We start from the raw sequence: 20,551 nt of genomic DNA on the forward strand, positions 1-20,551 counted from the left end.
GGAGTGAAAAAGTATGTTAAAAGCGAATGAAAATGACTTCTCCTATCGCTTTGGTGATAATGGGCCGAAATATTTAATACAAGGTCCGAATATTGATCTTGGCCTTGTTGTCATTCAGCCTGGGCAGGAGTTTCAAAATCACTATCATACGACGTGCGAGGAAGTCTTTTATGCATTAGAAGGTGAAATTGATTTCTATGTGAATAACGAAAGAGTTCCGATTAAACAAGGCGATGTGTTGCAAGTCCGCCCTCATGAATCTCACTATCTTATTAACCATTCTGACAAACCTTTTAAAGCAGTTTTTATTAAGTCACCACATTTACCAAATAAAGATACGGTACAAACGGAAAATCCAACATTAACGAAGGAGTGATTTCTAATGACTTGGGGATTTAAAAATCGATTAAATACAATTTTACCTGATGGAAGAGCGGTTATGTTAGCGATAGATCACGGCTACTTTTTAGGACCAATTCACGGGCTAGAACAGCCACTTGAAACAGTTAAAAACTTACTTCCTTACACTGATTCCCTCTTTTTAACGCGTGGTGTACTTAGCTCCTGTATTCCTGAAAACTGCAGCACACCGATGGTTATGCGTGTATCAGGCGGAGCTACTGTCGTCGGTAAAGATTTAGCGAATGAAACAATTGTTACACCTGTAAAAGAGGCAGTAAAACAAAACGCAATTGGCGTCGGCGTTTCTGTTTTCGTCGGATCAGACTATGAAACACAAACCGTATCAAATCTCGCAAATGTAGTTTCAGAAGCTCACGATTACGGTCTACCAGTACTCGGTATTACTGCTGTTGCAAAAGAATTGCAAAAACGTGAAGCACGCTTTCTAGCACTCGCTTCCCGCGTATGCGTGGAAATGGGAGCTGACATTATTAAAACGTATTACTGCGAAGGATTCGAAAAAATAACGAGTACTTGCCCTGCCCCAGTCGTAATCGCTGGTGGTCCAAAACTAGATTCAATTGAAGACGCATTAAACATTACGTACAATGCACTGCAAGAAGGCGCAATCGGCGTAGACATGGGCCGAAACATATGGCAATCTGAACATCCTGCTGCCATGATCCAAGCAATACATGGCATTGTGAAAAACGGATTGAATGTGAAAGAGGCTCTCCAATTATATGAAGATGTAAAAAATTAAAACAAACGAACAAACTATTGCATTTAAAAGAAAAGCCCATATGTTAGATTACTGAGGAATCTAACATATGGGCTTTCTTTTACATTTTTCATTGTTTTGAATTTAATCTACAAATCGCGCACATTCCAAACAATCTCACCACGTTCACCAAACGTACTGTGATGCCGCTTAAATCCTATCTTTTCTAATACCCGGAAAGACGCCGTATTCCAAGCACCTACAGTAGACCAAAGTCTATGACGACCCGTAGCAATCGCTGCCTCAAGCACTGCTGATGCTGCCTCTGTCGCATAACCTTTGCGATGAGCATGTTGAAACAATTCATATGCAATCTCTGGCTCTTCAAGCGTGGAACGACCAATGATTAAGCCACAGTATCCGATAAAATCCCCTTCTTCTCGCCTACGTATAGTAAGAAGAGAAATGCCATTTTCAGTTGCTTTCTTGCGCATTTCGATAAGAGAGCTACGAACAGATTCAATGGTTGGCATGTCCACACCACGTTCACTAATTAATTTTCTCAGCCAGACTGCATCAGATTCCTCCCACATATTCAGATCGAGTCGTTCCGTTTTTAACTGGAACGCCATATCTTTAAAAACAGCTGTCATAGCGATAACCTCCTATTTATATCACTGTACTACTTATAATAATTTCTATGGAAACCTGCTTGATTCTCTAAATTTTCTTGCAACAGCATACATTAATGTTATTTTATGCATAAGCGACTCCTTTGCAAAATAGAACTTGTTTTCAAACTTCATTTTAAGTCTATAACATTTGATTTACACTTAATATTTAAAAATGTATTGCCCTTTCTTTTTTGTTAAAATAAAGAAAAGGAGGAATGATTATGAAACGAATGGCTTTTGAACGTCCTACTGATTATTACGATGAAAGATTATATACTATCGATGAAAAAATTTGTGCCCTATTAAAAGAACGTAAAGAACTTTCAGGTGGTGACTCAGGCTTTCCACATGATGAAGCGATTTATAAATGGGCAAAGCAATACGGATTTTATCCAGACTATCTAAATTCATTATTTTCTTCTATGATGGACGAAGGTGAATTTAAACCTCGCGTCGAACCAACTACATTCAAAAAACATATACCTGTTTTTAAAACGCATGAACATAATGGTATCATGTATACGGTAACTTTTATTCGGCAGTATGCAAATACTAGTGTAGTGTATTTATATAGTGATTGGGATTCCACTGATAAAGTTTTTAATGAAAATAAGCCTCATAGTTTCTTCCAATTATCAATAGATGATACATATGACTGCTGGTCAGAAGGTGGTGGCGGCACTGATGGACATTTTAGTCATCATTTCGTTATATCTCCTGCCCTTCCTGATAATTTGTCTGGAATAAGCTTACGATTTAAAGAACTCAATATGCCGTTTAGGAAAGATCAAACTGTGCTTGAGTTTGAAATTCAACTGGATTAAAAAAAGCGTAATCTAGCTAGAAATTAGACTAGATTACGCTCTTTTAGTTGCTAGTTATATAGTATATGAAATTTATATGAACGATTTTTTCAATATATCGACTATTCAACACAAGATATCGATTTACCAACAAAATTAGACACTATCATTTATGTAACACCCACTCCATTAACACGATTGCCGATTCAATACGTTCTTTCGTATCCCCTAAAAATAGTTTATGAAGTAATACCTCCAAATGGATTGGTTTATTAGGCAACGCTTGAATATACCTTAAAACAGATCCCGCTGGCGGTGTAGGTTTGTTATTAATAACCCATATCCCTTCTAACAATGTCCAAATTGACGTATGAACGATGTATGAAGCCTTTAACTCATCATTTGCTTTCAATGCTGACTGAATTTTAATGAGCGAACTATGTAACCAATGAGAAATATCTTTCACTTTGTCACTAGAAACACGATAGGTTTCAAATTCATATGTAGCTATTTCCTTTAACCTTTTCAACTCGCCGCTTTTATCAAATAAAATTTTCCCTTCTAAAAATGAGTATAGTTCCATCGGATTGTTTTGAAAGTTTACTCGTATTTGATTAACATCTGCATACTTATATTCAACTAAAATATCTTCTCTCGTTTCAAAATGAAATTTTTTCTTTTGTCCGTCTTCTAAAAGAATATATATGTCTAAATCCGAATCAGGATATGCATCACCTCTTGCGACAGATCCGATAAGCATACATCCATTTACCTTATCTAAAGAGAAGTATTCAGCCACTATTGTTTGCACTAATTTTTTATGTTGTTCATGTTTAATAGATGTTTGTGCTTCTAACATTTGTAACCTCCAAACATTTTTTCACTTCATTTACCTCCATTTATAATGACACAATAAAACATATACCACATCCATATTTTACCATAAATCAAAAAAGAGGATACTCGTTTATTACTAAACAAATATCCTCTACTTTTACATATATATTACGACTGTTGATAAGCCGCTTTTGATGATTTCACATAGTAAACTGCATGATCCACGTTAATGATATGATCTGGTTTTGGCTTACCACGACTCGCTCTATGTCCTGCTAAATGTTCTTCACTCGTTTCCCAGTTTTTCCATGCTTCTTCAGATTCCCAGCGAATCATAACAACAACTTCTTCGTCGCCGCGTCTTACTTTTTTCACAAGAACACTTAAATCGATAAAGCCTTCAAATTTTTCAATAACACCTTCGCCAGTGAAACGTTCTACAACTATATTTGATGTACCTTCTTTTACTGTAAATGTTTTCGTTTCGATAAACATATATCCCACTCCCTCTTTATAATACGAATACTACTATTCTTCTATTATAGTTGATTATGATAATTATTTTCAATTATAAAGTTTGCATTATGCTGATTTCTCTTCTATAGCCTCATCTAAAAACTTGAAATACGGAAGTATTAGTCCTATTAAAGAAGTAACACATATAATCGCACCGATGATAAAGTATAATGCTCTCACTCCCCACATTTCACTTAGTATGCCTCCTAATAACACACCTAACGGCATAGCGGATCGTATGAAAAATAAACGCACTGAAAATACTTGTCCTATCATATTGTTCGGTACTGTTTGTTGGCAAATTGTTGTGTTATGAACATTGAAAAATGAAATACAAATGCCGGCAACTACTTCAATAAACACTGCAATTACTATACTATGATTGAACCCTAGAAAAATGTATGTGAGTCCTCCTATAAACAATCCACCAAGCATAAGTATACGCCGGCTTTTATATGCTACTTTTCCGACTAGTATAGATCCAATTACATAGCCAAACGGGAAACCAGCCATAAAATAACCAAACTCCGCATAACCTGCTGACAGCTCATCTTTTATATAAGGAAGATTTGTAACCAGCGTTACCCCGACCCCAAATTGCACGAAAGTAAGAAAGACACCGAGCCAAACGATAACTGGTTTTGTGAAAAAATATGCAAAACCGTGAAGAAACTGTTCTAGCCACGTTTTCCGAATAGGTTGTTTTGTTCCCTTTTCTTTTATATTAAGTAATAATGCACCACTGACAAAAAGACAAATACATACGAAAGATAATGTAAGTTCTGTTCTAATCAAATGAATGACTACTCCGCCTAATACGGGCCCAAGAAACATCATAAGACGAGCCATCCCATCAATATACGCATTTGCGTCTTGAAGTTGTTCTTTACTTACAATGCTCGGTGTAATGGCTTGACTTGCAGGTGTATACAGCGGCGTAATAAGTCCGATTATAATTTGTACGACATACACATGCCAAACTTCTATATTACTTGTAAGTATCATGACGAACGGCAATAAGAAAACGGAAGCTCGCACCCATTGTGAAAAAATCATAATCCACTTCCGGCTCCATTTATCTATAAATGGGCCACTTATTAGTTGCAGTATGAGTGATGGGATGAAATATAATAGCCACATACTACTTAAAGCTGTTTTTGAGCCTGTTAATTCATAAACAAGAATCGAATTACATAACGTTCCGAAAGCCCCGCCCAATTCTGAAATCGCGCTACCTATCCACATGAAAAAGAACGAACGATTTTTCAATACATTTTTCAATTTCATACACCAACTTTTCTTTTATATTCCTCCCTCTATGTACATTCTCGTTGTTAATTATCTATTCAAAAACATATCTAATTCTTTCGCTAACGACTGTACTGCTTTCTTTCTTAATACATATTTCCCGTCATGTATATCTACTAACTTCGCTGCACGTAACAATTTCAAATGATGGTGTACAGTCGATTTACCGAGTTGCAGTCTTTCTGTAATTTCCTGCAATGTTCTTTCTTTTTCAAACAACATTTTTACAATGCGTAACCTTGCTTCATCCCCAAGTGCTTTATGTTTTTGAACTAAAAAATAATTCGGTTCATATAGATCTTCAGGGTGGATGCTTTCATTTGCGACTGGGTAATGAAATACTTTCGTATCTTCAATATCCGCCTCAATATTCCACGGTCTGTACGTCATTTGCGGGATAAGAAGTACATTATGAACACTTGGTTCTGGCATATAGTTCACACCGCCAGTCGCCCACTCGACGAACTCTTCCGGTTTCATCTTTTTATTCATCTCATTTTTCGCTTCATAGTCTCTTTGTAATATAGAAAGTATTTTCTCTTCCTCTTTCTGAATAACACTCTCATACCAACCTGTCATAACGGCTACTAAATGATCCTTTAGTTTTTGCACATCGATATTACATATAAAACGAATATACGCGGAGAAAAACTGATGATCCTGCGTCAGTTCCATTAGTTCATATATTGTAGTTACGTCCCCACTTGCTGCTAAATGTCTTTTCTTTTCATATTTCTCGCCTAAAAACGGTAAGCATATATATTTCAAATCTTCTTCTGAAATCGAATCGATTTTAGCATGAAACTGTGATAAATCCTGAAACTCTTCCTTATACAACAACTGAAGTAATGCTTTCCACGTATTATGTTCTTCTACAAACTGTAAGTGTTCTCTCATTTCTTCTGTTAATGATTCCTTAATTTCTTCCCATTCATTTTGACTCTTTTCAAGAGTATCGATTAACCTTTTATGAGTAATTGCCGCAATGCCAAGTGCGCATTCGAAAAGTATTGAATACTTCACTTGAACATGATAAGTTTCCCTCTTTCTACTCGTTATGTGATAAACCTCCATTTTTATCCCCTCCTTGTTTGCTATATATTTAATTCTATTTCTATCGAATTTATCCTTCTATATTTTTAGAATTCATAAAATATGAGTTGAAATACATTCATTCTAAATTAAGAAGAATAGGAGCTTTTTTATATACAAATAATAACTTTCAAGGAGTTGTTGACATGTATTTCATATTAAATATGTTAGGGATTTTCGTTGTCATATTAATCGTTTTCCTCTGTTCGCCTAATAAAAAACAAATAAAATGGAGACCAATCTTAATTCTAATCATATTGGAGCTCTTAATTACGTGGTTTATGTTAGGCACGAAGCTCGGCAGTATTATCATTAATAAAATTGCGTCATTTTTCAGTTGGCTACTTTCATGTGCGAATGAAGGGATTCGGTTTGCGTTTCCTTCTGCTATGGAAAACCAAACAATTGATTTCTTCTTTAGCGCATTACTTCCAATCATTTTCGTTATCACCTTCTTTGATATTCTTTCTTACTTTGGAATCTTAACTTGGATTATTGATAAAGTAGGTGCAGTTATTTCAAAGATTTCTCGTTTACCAAAGTTAGAAAGTTTCTTTTCGATTCAAATGATGTTTTTAGGAAACACCGAAGCACTTGCGGTTGTTCGTGATCAATTATCTGTTTTAAAAGAAAATCGCTTATTAACTTTTGGAATTATGAGTATGAGTAGTGTCAGCGGATCCATTCTTGGCGCATATTTATCAATGGTTCCAGCTACATATATTTTCAGCGCAATCCCTTTAAACTGTATTAATGCATTAATTTTAGCCAATGTATTAAATCCTGTGGAAGTTACGAAAGAAGATGATGTCGTATATACACCTTCAAAACATGAAAAAAAGGATTTCTTTTCTACTATTTCAAACAGTATGTTAGTCGGTATGAATATGGTTATCGTTATTTTAGCTATGGTAATTGGTTATGTAGCATTAACTGCATGTTTAAACGGGATTTTAAGCTTTTTCGTAACAGGTTTAACAATTCAAAAAATCTTCTCCATAATCTTTAGCCCCTTTGCTTTTTTACTCGGTTTATCGGGGAGCGATGCTATGTATGTAGCTGAATTAATGGGGATTAAAATAACAACGAATGAATTTGTTGCAATGATGGATTTAAAATCGAATTTAAAGTCGTTACAACCTCATACGGTTGCAGTTGCAACAACATTTCTAGCTTCATTTGCTAACTTTAGTACAGTAGGTATGATTTATGGAACTTACAATTCATTATTTGGCGGCGAAAAATCATCAGTCATCGGGAAAAATGTTTGGAAGCTTCTTGTGAGCGGAATGGCTGTTTCCTTATTAAGCGCTATGCTTGTTGGGCTTTTTGTATGGTAAATAATTTTTTAAAATAAAAGACACCCAATCGAATTGAGTGTCTTTTATTTTTATTTTCGAATCTGACCATTTCCACGAATCACATATTTTGTAGAAGTTAATGCAGGTAGTCCCATTGGCCCCCTTACGTGTAGCTTTTGTGTACTGATGCCAATTTCTGCGCCGAATCCGAATTCAGATCCATCAGTAAAACGAGTGGATGCATTGTGGTACAGTGCAGCCGCATCTACAGCTGTGAAGAATTTGCTGACGTTTTCCTCGTTTTCTGAAATAATCGCTTCGGAATGCATAGAACCATACGTATTTATGTGGTGAATCGCTTCTTCTATAGAAGAAACTACTTTCACTGCCAACGTGAGTGATAAAAATTCTGTACCCCAGTCTTCTTCTGAAGCAATTACAATTGAAGAATCAATTGCCAATGCTCTCTGATCACCGCGTAGCTCCACACCTTTTTCCTTCAAAGTTGAAAACAGCTCGCTACCAAATTGCTGCGCCCACTTCCCATGAAGTACAATCGTTTCAATGGCATTACATACAGATGGACGCTGCGTTTTTGCATTTATAATAATATCAATTGCCATTTGCTTATCCGCTGTTTCATCAATGAAAATATGACAATTTCCTGCACCTGTTTCAAGTACTGGAACAGACGCTTCTCTCACTACAGTATCAATTAATTGTTTTCCACCTCTTGGAATAAGAACGTCTAAGTACTCATTCAATGTAAACAACTGCTTTGCACTATCTCGCGTTGTATCTTCTATAAGCTGTACACTTTCTTCTGGCAAGCTTGTTTGTTTAAGCGCTCGGTGAATAACGTCAACAATAGCTTTGTTAGAATGGATAGCAGAAGAACTACCACGTAATATAACTGCGTTTCCTGTTTTCAAACAAATTGTAGCAGCATCTACCGTTACATTCGGCCTTGCCTCATAAATCATCCCAACAACACCAAGTGGTACACGCATCTCCTGAATAGATAGTCCATTTGGCCGTTGCCATTCACTTACACATTCTCCAACAGGATCACGTAATTCGATTAACTGCTTAATCCCCTCTGTCATATCAACAATGCGTTGTTCAGTTAGCATAAGTCGATCAAGGAGTGAATCAGAAAATCCTTTTGCCTTACCTTCTTCGATATCACGTTTGTTTTCCTCTAAAATATAAGCTGTTTCTACTATTAGCCTTTCAGCAATTGCAGCAAGTGCTTCGTTTTTTTGACCTGTAGATTTAAGCACAAGATCCATTGCAACTTCTTTCGCTCTTTTCCCCTTTGCCAACACTTCATTCATTTTTGTTTCCTCCTTTTTAACATCACTATTCTTAAAGTGAAACCCAATAATCTCTATGAATGACTTCATAATTATGTCTTTCGCCTCTTGCTTGAATATGTTGGCTTTGCATACCTTTTATTTCTCTTAACTCCTCTGCGCTATAGGTGCATTGTCCTTTTCCGATTACGCGCCCTTGTTGCGTCATTACTTCTACGACATCGCCAACTTTGAAAGATCCTGACACATTTGTAACGCCAGCAGGAAGAAGACTCTTACCATGCTGAATAATAGCTGTAGCTGCTCCGGCGTCTACTACAATTTGTCCGCTTACAAGCGAATGCAACGCGATCCATTGCTTGTTCATCTTCATTTCTTTTTGAGGGGCATTTCCGACATACGTACCATCACCTTTGCCCTTCAAAACATCTACAAACTTCTCTTGCCCACATCCTGTTCCAATAAATACACTCACGCCAAGAGAAAGTGCTGTCTTCGCAGCATCAATTTTTGATTTCATACCGCCAGTTCCAAGTTTTGAACCAGCATCTCCTGCAAGAGAAGCGATTTCTTCCGTAACTTCAGGAAGGAAATAATATTTTTTCGCATCCGCATTTTTCTGAGGATTTTTGTCATATAGACCGTTCACATCTGTAAAAATCATAAGCATATCCGCTGAAACAAGTCCGCTTACTAAAGCTGACAGCATATCATTATCACCGAACGTTAGCTCCTCTAAAGAGATGGAATCATTTTCATTAATGATTGGAAGAGCAGAACGGTTTAATAACTCTCCTAAAGTAGCGTAAGCGTTACTATATTGTTCTTTTCTAGAAAAGTCACTTCTCGTCAGCAATAATTGCGCAGTTACAATACCATATTTACGGAATTCCTCCGTGTACGCCTGCATTAACAAGCTTTGTCCGACAGCCGCAGCAGCCTGTTTTCCTTTAATTGTCACAGGTCTACTAGGATACCCTAGTGCTGAAAAACCTGCAGCGACGGCCCCAGATGTAATTAACAACACTTCATGCCCTTCCTCTTTCAATCGAGCCAATGCGGCAACGTGATCTGAAAGTTGTTCTTTAGAAATGCCTCCGTGACTATCTGCCAAGGAACTGCTCCCAATCTTTACAACAATTCGTTGTTTTTTCACTTTTGTATCCTCCACAAAGTTTTTTATACATTACAATTTTATTCATACAGCTTGCAGCGATTTCCATTCTTATCAGTGCTGCAACTAGCCTATTTATGAGCAAAATAAAAATGACCGCTTCGCCCTTAATAAAATAAAAAGGACGAAACGGTCATTGTTCCGCGGTACCACCTTAATTGATATACATAGATATCCACTTGGTGCCTATAACGCAGGCGAACGCCTAAACTTTCATTTAAGACTCAGGGATAGGTTCGATATATTCTATACGAGGAATCTTTCAGCCGGTGAATTCCACTCTCTTTCGCAAGAAGACATATGTACTATTTCCCTTCAACGATTTACGGTTTAATTTTTTTATATTATGCGATATAGTTTGATTTGGTGTCAAGAGGTATTTTAAAAAATAAATAGAGCGGAAAGTTACTTGTATGAAATTAACACCCTACTGAATGAAAATACAAATCGATATAAGGTTAAATCATGTACATAAATATAAGCTCTTAAATTATAGTGTATATATTTACAGAATGTCGAATATAATTCATTTTTATCTTTTACTGTTGCAAAAAAGAATATATTCTCTTAGAATGTTTCTTTATATTGCATGGAGATGTTGTTATTATTTTAAAATAACAATTTCAGAATGATATACTTTATTAAAAAGGAGCAAAATTGAATTATTATGGATAAACAAATTGGATTCATCGGATGCGGAAATATGGGAATGGCTATCATTGGCGGGATGCTAAACAAAAAGGTAGTGTCTGCAAATCATATTATTTGTTCAGATTTAAACACTACGAATTTAAAACAAGCAAATGAAAAATATGGAATAACTACAACTACCGACAACAATGAGGTAGCTAAAAATGCTGATATTTTAATTTTATCAATTAAACCAGACCTATACGCAGCGATCATTAACGAAATAAAAGAGGTCATCAAAAACGATGTTATCGTCATAACAATTGCTGCCGGGAAAAGCATTAAAAGTACTGAAGAAGCTTTTGATAAAAAATTAAAAGTTGTACGTGTAATGCCTAATACACCTGCTCTTGTTGGAGAAGGAATGTCTGCATTATGCCCTAATGAAATGGTGACAGAAAAAGATTTAGAAGATGTGTTTAACATTTTCAATAGCTTTGGTCAAGCAGAGGTCGTAAGTGAAAAATTAATGAACGTTGTAACATCTGTAAGTGGTTCTTCACCAGCATACGTATATATGATGATAGAGGCGATGGCAGATGCAGCTGTATTAGATGGTATGCCTAGAAATCAAGCATATAAATTTGCTGCTCAAGCTGTGTTAGGCTCTGCAAAAATGGTACTAGAAACAGGAATACATCCAGGTGAATTGAAAGATATGGTTTGTTCTCCTGGCGGAACAACGATAGAGGCTGTAGCAACATTAGAGGAAAAAGGTTTACGCACAGCCATCATTTCAGCTATGCAGCGCTGTACACAAAAGTCTATTGAACTGTCTAGTCAAACAAAAAAATAAAACGATAAAAGAGATCACGTTAGCTATGAATTTAATTGAAGAATGGTGCATTACATACTCTCCCACTTTCACAAAATAATAAACGGACAAACTCATAAACACTTGAGTTTGTCCGTTCTTTTGGTTATACTGAGATAATTTTATTTATATCTTCTTTTGGAATTCTAGTTTTAACTCTTCTTTATTCCCTACTACGCTTGTGTAATTTTATTAGAAACTAATAATTTTTCAATGCATTTCGGCAACATATCTAATAACGTTTCAAATGCGTAATTTACATCTAAACGTTCTGTCCATTGATGTGCATCTTTCCCTACCGGCCCCATATTTAATACAGGAACGTCAAACTCTTCTAGTTCCTGTAGGGGAATCGAGTAACCTTTATCCCATAACGGCATATTATCTACCAGTGAACTCATTGAGTCTAGAGGATTCTGTAAGCCCACATAGCTCAAATCTGAAATTCCTCCAAAATAGTTTTGGTTTTCAAATGTAATGTTATGATTGTAATGTGCATACTTTTCCATTTCTGTAACTACTTCTTTAATTAACGGATTGTTGCGTGAACTTACAGCTGGATAATATGGTGGAGCAAAGAAAAGTACAATCATCGGCGCCTTTTCTTTACATAAAATAGCTAGTTTATCTACTAAATCAATTGTTACCGCACGATCATCTTTCTCTTTTCTATTTTTTATTATACTGGATTGAATATCATCTATTTTCTCTTGCCCATGTTGTTCAATTGCATAAGCAATAAGCTCTTCGTACGTTAATACATTCACTTTCATATTAGGCGCTATAAACGGATTATATTTAGAAAAACGATATGCTTGCTTTTCATATTTCTCTTCTATTTCCTCTGCTACTTTCGTTACTTTTTGACGTAACAATGAAACGACATCTGTCATTGATTTTTCTAATAAAAACAAATTAAATAATGTGACGGCACGATGCGGAATTTGAACAGAATAATCCTCCTTTAAGTCCCGTTGAAGTAAGTTAGTTGGCGGAGGACTCGCTTCCCCTTCTACAATATCACAGAGGTCTGTATTCAACTCTAATTCTGCTGTTATTAATGAGGCCATATAACTCCCATTTAGGCCCGCAAAAGGTTCACCTACATGTGTTTCTTTACCATAGCAAAGAAAACCAGGTAACACTTTACCAATAGAACCAGTGTAAATATACTTATTTTGGTCACCAGGATGTCTTGCAAACATAGGCTCTGAATTTAGCACTGTTTTATAATTTAAATCATGTTCTTTTGCTAACTCAAGTAATCTTGGAACAGCAGCCCTCATTCCCACCGAATTTACTTCTTCATCTGGAACGGCTAATAAAAGAACATTCCCATCAAATCTTCCGTCACAGGCCTGCTCAATCATTGCCATTTGTAACGTGAGGCCACATTTCATATCCATTGTTCCTCTACCAAATAGCCAATCTCCTTGTTCTATATCTTCACGTACATGGCCTGGTAGTTTATCTTTATGAGAATAAAACATAGACGTTAACTTTTTAGGGTTGAATGCATCCTCTTTCCATACTCCGTAATCTTGTACATCTACAACATCAAAGTGACTAACTAGAATTACTGTATTTTTTGTACTATCGCTTTTCTTTACGAGGGCTGTAACAAAATATCGTCCGTCTTCTGTCGGATTTTTTTGCAAATGATGCGGGTTTTCTTTGAAGTACTGTAAACCTGATAATTGTTCCACAACAAAGTCTGGCAATATTACTTCGGCTTCTGTACCTGTAATACTAGGAATTTCAACAAGACTGCTTAATAATTGAATCAATTGTTCTTTTGATTGCCACTTTGACATATAAATCCCCCTATTTTTCCGCATTATGAAAATAAATTCCATTATATGAATAAAAAATGACGACAGTTATCAAAATTATAGTTCTGATGTACTGCCGATTTTTATTGATATTTCATGAGCTGCTTGTTTTACCTTACTAATAAGAAAAGATAGTCGATCTTCATTAATACGATGACTAATTAACCCAACACTTAATGCTCCTACTACTTTATGATTAAATCCGATAATTGGTGCAGCTACTGAGGCTGTACCTTCTGTTTTTTCACCATAACTTACCGCATATCCTTCATTTCTTATATGCTTTATTTGCTCTAAGAGATTGAGCTTTTGTTCTGGTAAAGAAGAAAGTAAATGTTCTACAATATGTTCCATTTCATTCGTTTTCATATTGGCAAGCATTGTTTTATTTGCAGCACCAATTGAAAGTGGAATTTGCTCCCCTAAGTTATCGATTACTCGAATTTTTAAAGGGCTATCAATTCTTTCAATGATAATAGAATGTGTTCCATTTGGAATGTTCAAATACACACTTTCTTCTACTTCAGAGGCTAATCGCTTCATCACTTCTCTTGCCACAGATCTGTAGTCTACTTTCTCCAATTGACGTAATCCTATTTCCATCCACATGGGCCCAATTTTGTATTGTTTCGTTTCTGAAATTTGCGTAACTAACCCATGCTCGATTAGAGAATTAAGTAATCTATGTACTGTACTAACTGGGAGATGTGTTCTGTCCGCTATATCAGAAATAGCCCAATACTCTTTTTCATTAGTAGAATTTAATAACTTTATAATACTTATCGCTCGATCAATGGACTGTACCATAACTCACCTCAACTTGACTTGTAATATGTTAGTACGCTCAATTACCTATCAATTTAACAAATATTCAAAATGAAATCAATTAGTTTATTTAATTTTCTAAAAATAAAAAACATACCGCGATAATAATTTGAAAGCGTAAACAAAAAAATATTGACTTTTCTTTTTAATTATCTGAAAATTATAACAAGATTTCACATCACGGAATACATTCCACAATACGGAAAAACATCAAACTTTATTCTATCAACTACGAAAGTGAGGAAAACAATGACGCAAGTAAACAATACAAACAATGAATTAAAACGTACGATGAAAAGTAGACACTTATTCATGATTGCACTCGGTGGTGTGATTGGAACGGGGTTATTTAACGGATCTGGCTTTATTATAAGTCAAGCTGGGCCTGGTGGATCCGTACTTGCCTTTATTGCTGGTGGGTTATTAATGTATTTCGTTATGCTATGTCTTGGTGAGCTTGCTGTAGCCATGCCTGTTTCCGGTTCGTTCCAGGAATATGCCACTAAGTTCATCAATCCTGCAACTGGATTTACAATCGGATGGTTATATTGGTTAAGCTGGGCGAATACGACCGGTCTTGAATTTACAACTGCCGGCATTACAATGCAGCGCTGGTTTCCTGATATTCCTGTTTGGGTTTGGTGTTTAATATTTGGCGTTACAATCTTCACAATTAACGCATTATCTGCTCGTAGTTATGCAGAAACAGAATTTTGGTTTTCAAGTATAAAAGTATCTGCCATTATAGCTTTTATTATCCTTGGCGGCGCCGCTATGTTCGGTTTTATTGATTTAAAAGGCGATGAACCAGCCCCATTATTATCAAATTTCGTAAATCATGGTGGTTTATTCCCAAATGGACTTGCAGCTATTCTATTAACAATGGTTACAGTCAATTATTCCTTCCAAGGTACAGAACTTGTCGGAATCGCAGCAGGTGAAAGTGAAGATCCAGCAAAAACTTTACCTCGTTCTATTAGAAATATTATATGGCGCACAATGTTTTTCTTCGTCTTAGCAATCTTTGTTCTCGTTGCTTTAATTCCTTGGGAAGAAGTAGGATTAACAAAAAGTCCGTTCGTTGCTGTATTTGATAATATCGGTATTCCATATGCAGCTGATATTATGAACTTTGTTATTCTTACTGCTGTTCTTTCTGTCGCAAACTCTGGACTATACGCCGCAACTCGCATGCTTTGGTCATTATCAAAAAATGAAATGGCTCCAGCTTTTTTAAAGAAATTGTCATCGCGCGGAATCCCTTTAAACGCTTTAATTATGACGATCGCTATTTCTGCTTTTTCCCTTTTGACGAGCGTTGTAGCTGCTGAAACAGTTTACTTATGGTTAATTTCTATTTCTGGCGTCATAACAATCATTGTTTGGATGTCAATTTGTGTCTCTCAATTCTTTTTCCGTAAACATTATTTAGCAGACGGTGGAAGATTAGAAGACTTAAAATTTAAAACTCCACTTTATCCACTTGTACCAATTCTTGGTTTTGGATTGTATGGCATTATATTAATTAGTCTTATCTTTATCCCTGAACAACGACTTGGAATCTATTGCACTGTACCATTTATTATCTTTTGCTACACGTACTATCACTTTAAAGTTAAGAAAAGAATTGCTACTAACACTCGTAGTGAAAGTAAAATTAGCGAGACTATGTAATACTATACTTATATATAAAAGACCGCACATAGCTTTTACCTTATGTGCAGTCTTTTATCATTCTAATTCGCTTTAAAATTATATAATGGCTTAATAATGTGCTTTATATCTATTGTTTCTTTCGTATTTTCGATAATTTCATCCATTGGCTTATATACCATTGGTGCCTCATCAATTGTGCTTTCTACTACTGATGTAGTCCACACCTCTGTCATCGTATTTTGAAATTCCTCTAGACTCAATGATTCTTTAGCCTTCTTACGACTCATGATACGTCCTGCCCCATGCGGACCAGAAAAGTTCCAGTCTGGATTACCTTTACCAAATGCAATAATTGAACCATCTCTCATGTTAATTGGAATAATGACTCGTTCAGCTTTCTGAGCTGAAATAGCACCTTTTCTTAGAATCATATTTTCCATGTCAATATAGTTATGTATTGTAGTAAATTGATCCGTAATTTTCCAGTCCATTCTCGTAACAATTTCATCAATCATTGCTTTACGGTTTAACGCAGCATACTTTTGGGCAATATTCATATCATTCATATAATCTTTGAATCCTTTTCCTTCTAAATAAGCTAGTTCTTTACGAATATTAGGCTGCTGAATTCCTCGTAAAGTTTCTTGTATTTCTTTTACTCTCCCCTCTTCAGTTAATCTCTTAATAATTTCAGCTTTCATTGATGTAACATCAGTGAGTTGTTCATATGCGAAGTTTTGGTAATACTCTGCAATTTGTTTACCTAGATTACGAGAACCACTATGAATAACAATATATACATTTCCTTTTTCATCTTCATTTAATTCGACAAAATGATTTCCTCCCCCAAGAGTACCTATACTTTTTTGAGCGCGTTGTAATGTAAATGGAGCTCTTACACCATCAAAATCAATCATTTTTGAGAATCGATGTTCTTTATCTCGTATACGAAAACCACTTGGAACGAATTTACGAATTGTTTCGTCTAAGTAATCGAAATTAATTTCTTCTTTTTTCTTATCAATTACAACAACTTCCATCCCACACCCAATATCTACCCCTACAAGATTAGGAACAATTTTATCTTGTATTGTCATTGTTGTTCCAATCGTACAACCTGCTCCTGCATGTGTATCTGGCATAATACGAATTTGACTATCCTTTACGAATTCTTGGTTACAAAGATCAATAATCTGCCCAGTCGCAGTCTCATCAACGTTATTTGTAAAAACTTTCGCTTCATTGTATTTTCCTTGTAATTTTAACATCTTTCATTTCCCCTTCCTTTTGAAAGAATTATTTTATTACGTTGTTTCTGTTCTTATCATTATTCTCATCCACCTTCTGCTTTCCATTATATATGCACGATATCCTTCACAGTAATAAAAAATTATGATGATTATCCTTATTTACATAATATAATTACCGTCTCTTTATGTTTATACCTACACATGTAGTTTTCCACGTCCTCGATATCCGTTATGTATAACAAAAACTCCCCTTACATCGTTAATGATTAAGGGGAGTTTTATAGCCGATGAAATTATAGTTCCGATTTCACCCGGACAGAAACATTGTTTTTAATTATATTTTTGACTTCTTTAAAGCTAACAAAATTGTTACTCTTCTCATCCCAAAGACGGAAACGAAGTGAACGTAAGCTTGTAGCAAGTGTAATCGTTGGTACATTTTTTAACGGAAGCGTATTATTGTGTGCCTCTTCTAGTTTATAGTTAGGTACTCTTGGACTTAAATGGTGAACATGATGAAATCCAATATTACCAGTTAGGAATTGCAAGATTTTTGGAAGTTTATAAAATGAACTTCCTTCCACAGCCGCTTTCACATATTCCCAATCTTTATCTTCTTCAAAGTAAGAATCCTCGAATGTGTGCTGTACGTAAAACAGCCAAATCCCTACTGAACCTGCAATTAAGAATATCGTACCATGTACTAATAGAAACGATTGCCATCCTATTGCCCAGCAAAGTATAGCTACTACAGCAACGATAATAATATTCGTCAAATAAGTATTCATACGTTCTTTCTGTCTAGCACCTTTTCGGTTAAATCTATTTTTAAGCAAGAAAACATAAATCGGACCTAATCCAAACATAACGAATGGATTGCGATATAAACGATATGCTAAACGAAGTCTAAATGGCGCAGCTACATATTCATCCACTGTAAGCGTCCAAATATCTCCTGTACCTCGCTTATCCAAATTACCACTTGTAGCATGATGAATCGCATGCTCATGTCCCCATTGATCAAATGGGAATAATGTTAGCACCCCCATACATGTCCCTACTATTCTATTTGCACGTCGACTTTTAAAGAATGAATAATGGGTACAATCATGAAAAATTATGAAAATTCGCGTCATAAAACCAGCAGCTAACAGAGATGGAACTAATGCTAACAAATAAGAAACAGACAAACTTTTATAAGCAAGGTACCATAAAATAATAAATGGCACGACTGTGTTTATAAGTTGCCACACACTTTTTTTAATCGTTGATTTTTCATATGGAGCAACTTGTTTTTTTAAATTTTTAGTATTTTCTAATGTCATTGTTTTAATTCCTTTCCTTTTTGTTGCTAATTCACATTATAGCATACTATTAGTATCAGGTGTTAAAAGTAGATGTAATAAATATTATATCTTATAAAAATCTCTTTTTTCTTACTCATTACTTACAAATTACTTACGTCTAAAATAGTTTTTATATCGACAGAAAGAGCATATGTGCTGGAAATGTGTATTATCATATAAAAAACTTTGAGTTCAACAAAAAATTGCCAACTACTCATCCTAACTAAGATAAGTGGTTGGCAATTTTTTAACGGGAACGTTTTCTAAATAGATGAATTGCTTCTTCTGGTACATAAACCTTTCCGTTGCTTTCTACAACAACACTTTCTAATTCATACTCTTTATTATTAATAAGCATTATATTTTTGTTAACAAATAATTGAGCTGTTACATTATTACGTTTTACTATGAGCACCGGGTTTGCTGCATTAGTATTATCTATAGTGACTGTTGCTCCGTTTTGTTTAAAAGCTGATTCACTCTCTACAAATAACTTGTTTGTTACTTCTTTTAAGTTAAAGCCCATTGCTTTCGCCATCGTCTTCGCGATATCTGTGTTTTGGATCAAACCGTATGGCTTTTGTGGACCGTAAGAATACAAAAATACATCCTCACCTGTATGACCACCTGTTGTAAAGCCTATGTTCGCACGATTGGCCAATAATGTAGTAAGTATTAGACCTACATCCGATTTCTTTTTTGCTGCTTTTACTCTTTCTTTTTCATCATAAGTTAAATTGTCCAAACCGTATAATTTGGCTATATCTTCTATATTTGATAAATCCGATTTCAGTTTATTTGTAGCCCCTTCAAGTGTCATTTTCGCTTTTTTCAATGGATCAATGTATGCAGAGACTGGCGTAGTATTATAACCTTTTGTCGTATTCATATTCCCGATAGAAATACCGCTGTTACCATGGTCAGCTACGGCTATTAGCATCGTATTACCATCTTTTTTTGCAAACTCTAATGCTTCTGCAACTGCATTATCAAATGCTAACACATCACTAATCATCCCAATTGGATCATTCACATGAGCTGCCCAGTCTGGCTTACTTCCCTCTACAAACAAAAAGAAACCATCTTTATCTTTTGATAACACTTGAATTGCTTTTTCAGTCATTTGAGAAAGTGTTGGTTGCTTTGGATTTGTTGCTTCACGATCCATATCAAACGCAAGAGCATTTGATGAAAAAGACCCCCAAATTTTATTAGATTTAGCGTTCAATAATGCATCTTTCGTTTCAACAAAGTCATATCCTTTCTCTTGAATCACCTTTACTAAATCTTCACTATCTTTTCTTTTCTGAGGTAGCAGTGCCGCTTTTCCCCCGCCTAATACGACATCTATATTTTGATACACTTGTTGCTCCGCAATTACGTCAAAATGCTTGCGGTTTACATGGTGAGCAGAGAATCCAGCAGGAGTAGCATGCTGAATTTCAGCTGTAGCCACAATTCCAGTTGCGCGTCCAGTACGTTTGGCACCTTCTAAAATATTGGCAACTGGCCGTAACTTGTCCTCATCTTTTATAGGTTTTAAGCCAGGTGAACTTACAATAGAAGGTAATACACCTACATATCCAGAATTCGATTTATTCCCCGTCGCTAAAGCTGTAGCTGCTGGGGCTGAGTCTGTTATTGCTGATTCCGCTGAATATGTACGAACACCTCCTGTTACCATTTCTTCTAATGCTAGTGGTTTCCCTTTATACAAGCGAGCTAATGTAGTTGCTGAAGAACTCGTTCCGTCCATAACCATTATGATTACATTTTTCGGTTGATGTTCTACTTTTTTCACTTTAGCTTCCACTGTATGATAATTCATCAAACTTTCAGTGCATAACATACTTATTGTGATTGTTCCTAATAACAACAATTTCTTCATCTTTAAAGCTAATTCTGACATTATTGCGCCTCCATTTGTTTCACATTCATTTACATACAAAGGTCTGATTTCCCTTTACTTTTCACGACCTACATATGTTTTATTA

General features: G+C 35.5%; 18 protein-coding genes and 1 other annotated feature. Of the genes, 6 read left to right on the forward strand and 12 right to left on the reverse strand.

The annotated features are described in order from the left end of the window. The first annotated feature begins 13 nt into the window (after nucleotides 1-13). Complete coding sequence (locus AAG068_RS14590; RefSeq protein ID WP_000909986.1) at nucleotides 14-376, forward strand: cupin domain-containing protein; 363 nt, start codon at nucleotides 14-16, stop codon at nucleotides 374-376. Nucleotides 377-382: 6 nt separating this feature from the next. Next, a complete protein-coding gene (lsrF, locus tag AAG068_RS14595; RefSeq protein ID WP_000219778.1) occupies nucleotides 383-1,165 on the forward strand; it encodes a 3-hydroxy-5-phosphonooxypentane-2,4-dione thiolase in 783 nt (260 codons plus the stop codon). A gap of 107 nt (nucleotides 1,166-1,272) precedes the next feature. Here the strand turns inward: lsrF and AAG068_RS14600 are convergent, their stop codons facing one another. After that, a complete protein-coding gene (locus tag AAG068_RS14600) occupies nucleotides 1,273-1,776 on the reverse strand; it encodes a GNAT family N-acetyltransferase (protein ID WP_342714790.1) in 504 nt (167 codons plus the stop codon). Between the two features lie 242 nt (nucleotides 1,777-2,018). On the opposite strand from AAG068_RS14600, the gene AAG068_RS14605 reads away from it, so the two are divergent. Continuing rightward, entirely contained in the window at nucleotides 2,019-2,621 is a 603-nt protein-coding gene (locus AAG068_RS14605) for a hypothetical protein (RefSeq protein WP_342714791.1), read from the forward strand. Nucleotides 2,622-2,766: 145 nt separating this feature from the next. On the opposite strand, the gene AAG068_RS14610 is transcribed toward AAG068_RS14605, so the two are convergent. The 4 genes from AAG068_RS14610 to AAG068_RS14625 form a co-directional block, all read right to left on the reverse strand. Further along, nucleotides 2,767-3,459: a nucleotidyltransferase domain-containing protein gene (locus AAG068_RS14610; RefSeq protein WP_342714792.1), complete on the reverse strand. Its 693-nt coding sequence runs from the start codon at nucleotides 3,457-3,459 to the stop codon at nucleotides 2,767-2,769. A gap of 146 nt (nucleotides 3,460-3,605) precedes the next feature. Then, complete coding sequence (hmoA, locus tag AAG068_RS14615; RefSeq protein WP_342714793.1) at nucleotides 3,606-3,932, reverse strand: heme-degrading monooxygenase HmoA; 327 nt, start codon at nucleotides 3,930-3,932, stop codon at nucleotides 3,606-3,608. 87 nt (nucleotides 3,933-4,019) lie between these two features. Next, a complete protein-coding gene (locus AAG068_RS14620) occupies nucleotides 4,020-5,240 on the reverse strand; it encodes an MFS transporter (protein WP_342714794.1) in 1,221 nt (406 codons plus the stop codon). A gap of 51 nt (nucleotides 5,241-5,291) precedes the next feature. Continuing rightward, nucleotides 5,292-6,335 carry an ArsR/SmtB family transcription factor gene (locus AAG068_RS14625; RefSeq protein WP_342714795.1) on the reverse strand — a complete coding sequence of 348 codons (1,044 nt, stop codon included), beginning with the start codon at nucleotides 6,333-6,335 and terminating at the stop codon, nucleotides 5,292-5,294. A gap of 164 nt (nucleotides 6,336-6,499) precedes the next feature. Between AAG068_RS14625 and AAG068_RS14630 the strand changes: the two genes are divergently transcribed. Beyond that, nucleotides 6,500-7,693 carry a nucleoside transporter C-terminal domain-containing protein gene (locus tag AAG068_RS14630; protein ID WP_342714796.1) on the forward strand — a complete coding sequence of 398 codons (1,194 nt, stop codon included), beginning with the start codon at nucleotides 6,500-6,502 and terminating at the stop codon, nucleotides 7,691-7,693. Between the two features lie 50 nt (nucleotides 7,694-7,743). Here AAG068_RS14630 and AAG068_RS14635 read toward each other — a convergent pair whose 3' ends face one another. Then, on the reverse strand, nucleotides 7,744-8,991 hold the full coding sequence (locus AAG068_RS14635) for a glutamate-5-semialdehyde dehydrogenase (protein WP_342714797.1): 1,248 nt from the start codon (nucleotides 8,989-8,991) through the stop codon (nucleotides 7,744-7,746). 31 nt (nucleotides 8,992-9,022) lie between these two features. Next, entirely contained in the window at nucleotides 9,023-10,126 is a 1,104-nt protein-coding gene (gene proB / locus AAG068_RS14640) for a glutamate 5-kinase (RefSeq protein ID WP_342714798.1), read from the reverse strand. Nucleotides 10,127-10,261: 135 nt separating this feature from the next. Then, nucleotides 10,262-10,472: a binding site (T-box leader), on the reverse strand. A 339-nt stretch (nucleotides 10,473-10,811) separates the two neighbouring features. Between proB and proC the strand changes: the two genes are divergently transcribed. Further along, nucleotides 10,812-11,630, forward strand: a complete 819-nt coding sequence (gene proC, locus AAG068_RS14645; RefSeq protein WP_342714799.1) for a pyrroline-5-carboxylate reductase — start codon at nucleotides 10,812-10,814, stop codon at nucleotides 11,628-11,630. A gap of 191 nt (nucleotides 11,631-11,821) precedes the next feature. On the opposite strand, the gene AAG068_RS14650 is transcribed toward proC, so the two are convergent. Further along, complete coding sequence (locus tag AAG068_RS14650; RefSeq protein ID WP_342714800.1) at nucleotides 11,822-13,462, reverse strand: M20 family metallopeptidase; 1,641 nt, start codon at nucleotides 13,460-13,462, stop codon at nucleotides 11,822-11,824. 75 nt (nucleotides 13,463-13,537) lie between these two features. After that, nucleotides 13,538-14,287: an IclR family transcriptional regulator gene (locus tag AAG068_RS14655; protein ID WP_342714801.1), complete on the reverse strand. Its 750-nt coding sequence runs from the start codon at nucleotides 14,285-14,287 to the stop codon at nucleotides 13,538-13,540. Nucleotides 14,288-14,554: 267 nt separating this feature from the next. Between AAG068_RS14655 and AAG068_RS14660 the strand changes: the two genes are divergently transcribed. Next, complete coding sequence (locus AAG068_RS14660) at nucleotides 14,555-15,979, forward strand: amino acid permease (protein ID WP_342714802.1); 1,425 nt, start codon at nucleotides 14,555-14,557, stop codon at nucleotides 15,977-15,979. A 62-nt stretch (nucleotides 15,980-16,041) separates the two neighbouring features. On the opposite strand, the gene AAG068_RS14665 is transcribed toward AAG068_RS14660, so the two are convergent. The 3 genes from AAG068_RS14665 to AAG068_RS14675 form a co-directional block, all read right to left on the reverse strand. Then, a complete protein-coding gene (locus AAG068_RS14665) occupies nucleotides 16,042-17,229 on the reverse strand; it encodes an RtcB family protein (protein ID WP_342714803.1) in 1,188 nt (395 codons plus the stop codon). Nucleotides 17,230-17,504: 275 nt separating this feature from the next. Next, nucleotides 17,505-18,536, reverse strand: a complete 1,032-nt coding sequence (locus AAG068_RS14670) for a fatty acid desaturase (protein ID WP_342714804.1) — start codon at nucleotides 18,534-18,536, stop codon at nucleotides 17,505-17,507. Nucleotides 18,537-18,804: 268 nt separating this feature from the next. Beyond that, nucleotides 18,805-20,466, reverse strand: coding sequence for an alkaline phosphatase (locus AAG068_RS14675; RefSeq protein ID WP_342714805.1), 1,662 nt, complete (start codon nucleotides 20,464-20,466; stop codon nucleotides 18,805-18,807). Between the last annotated feature and the right edge of the window lie 85 nt (nucleotides 20,467-20,551).

The sequence above is a fragment of the Bacillus paramycoides genome (assembly GCF_038971285.1).
In the GTDB taxonomy this organism is placed as follows: Bacteria; Bacillota; Bacilli; order Bacillales; family Bacillaceae_G; genus Bacillus_A.

Bases quoted from the DNA above. Each gene is read 5' to 3' on its own strand.
- AAG068_RS14610 (WP_342714792.1), bottom strand. From the start codon at position 3,459: ATGTTAGAAGCACAAACATCTATTAAACATGAACAACATAAAAAATTA.
- AAG068_RS14660 (WP_342714802.1), top strand. From the start codon at position 14,555: ATGACGCAAGTAAACAATACAAACAATGAATTAAAACGTACGATGAAA.
- AAG068_RS14670 (WP_342714804.1), bottom strand. From the start codon at position 18,536: ATGACATTAGAAAATACTAAAAATTTAAAAAAACAAGTTGCTCCATAT.
- AAG068_RS14625 (WP_342714795.1), bottom strand. From the start codon at position 6,335: ATGGAGGTTTATCACATAACGAGTAGAAAGAGGGAAACTTATCATGTT.
- AAG068_RS14605 (WP_342714791.1), top strand. From the start codon at position 2,019: ATGAAACGAATGGCTTTTGAACGTCCTACTGATTATTACGATGAAAGA.
- AAG068_RS14590 (WP_000909986.1), top strand. From the start codon at position 14: ATGTTAAAAGCGAATGAAAATGACTTCTCCTATCGCTTTGGTGATAAT.
- proC (WP_342714799.1), top strand. From the start codon at position 10,812: ATGGATAAACAAATTGGATTCATCGGATGCGGAAATATGGGAATGGCT.
- AAG068_RS14665 (WP_342714803.1), bottom strand. From the start codon at position 17,229: ATGTTAAAATTACAAGGAAAATACAATGAAGCGAAAGTTTTTACAAAT.
- hmoA (WP_342714793.1), bottom strand. From the start codon at position 3,932: ATGTTTATCGAAACGAAAACATTTACAGTAAAAGAAGGTACATCAAAT.
- AAG068_RS14630 (WP_342714796.1), top strand. From the start codon at position 6,500: ATGTATTTCATATTAAATATGTTAGGGATTTTCGTTGTCATATTAATC.
- AAG068_RS14655 (WP_342714801.1), bottom strand. From the start codon at position 14,287: ATGGTACAGTCCATTGATCGAGCGATAAGTATTATAAAGTTATTAAAT.
- AAG068_RS14635 (WP_342714797.1), bottom strand. From the start codon at position 8,991: ATGAATGAAGTGTTGGCAAAGGGGAAAAGAGCGAAAGAAGTTGCAATG.
- AAG068_RS14650 (WP_342714800.1), bottom strand. From the start codon at position 13,462: ATGTCAAAGTGGCAATCAAAAGAACAATTGATTCAATTATTAAGCAGT.
- AAG068_RS14620 (WP_342714794.1), bottom strand. From the start codon at position 5,240: ATGAAATTGAAAAATGTATTGAAAAATCGTTCGTTCTTTTTCATGTGG.
- lsrF (WP_000219778.1), top strand. From the start codon at position 383: ATGACTTGGGGATTTAAAAATCGATTAAATACAATTTTACCTGATGGA.
- AAG068_RS14600 (WP_342714790.1), bottom strand. From the start codon at position 1,776: ATGACAGCTGTTTTTAAAGATATGGCGTTCCAGTTAAAAACGGAACGA.
- AAG068_RS14675 (WP_342714805.1), bottom strand. From the start codon at position 20,466: ATGTCAGAATTAGCTTTAAAGATGAAGAAATTGTTGTTATTAGGAACA.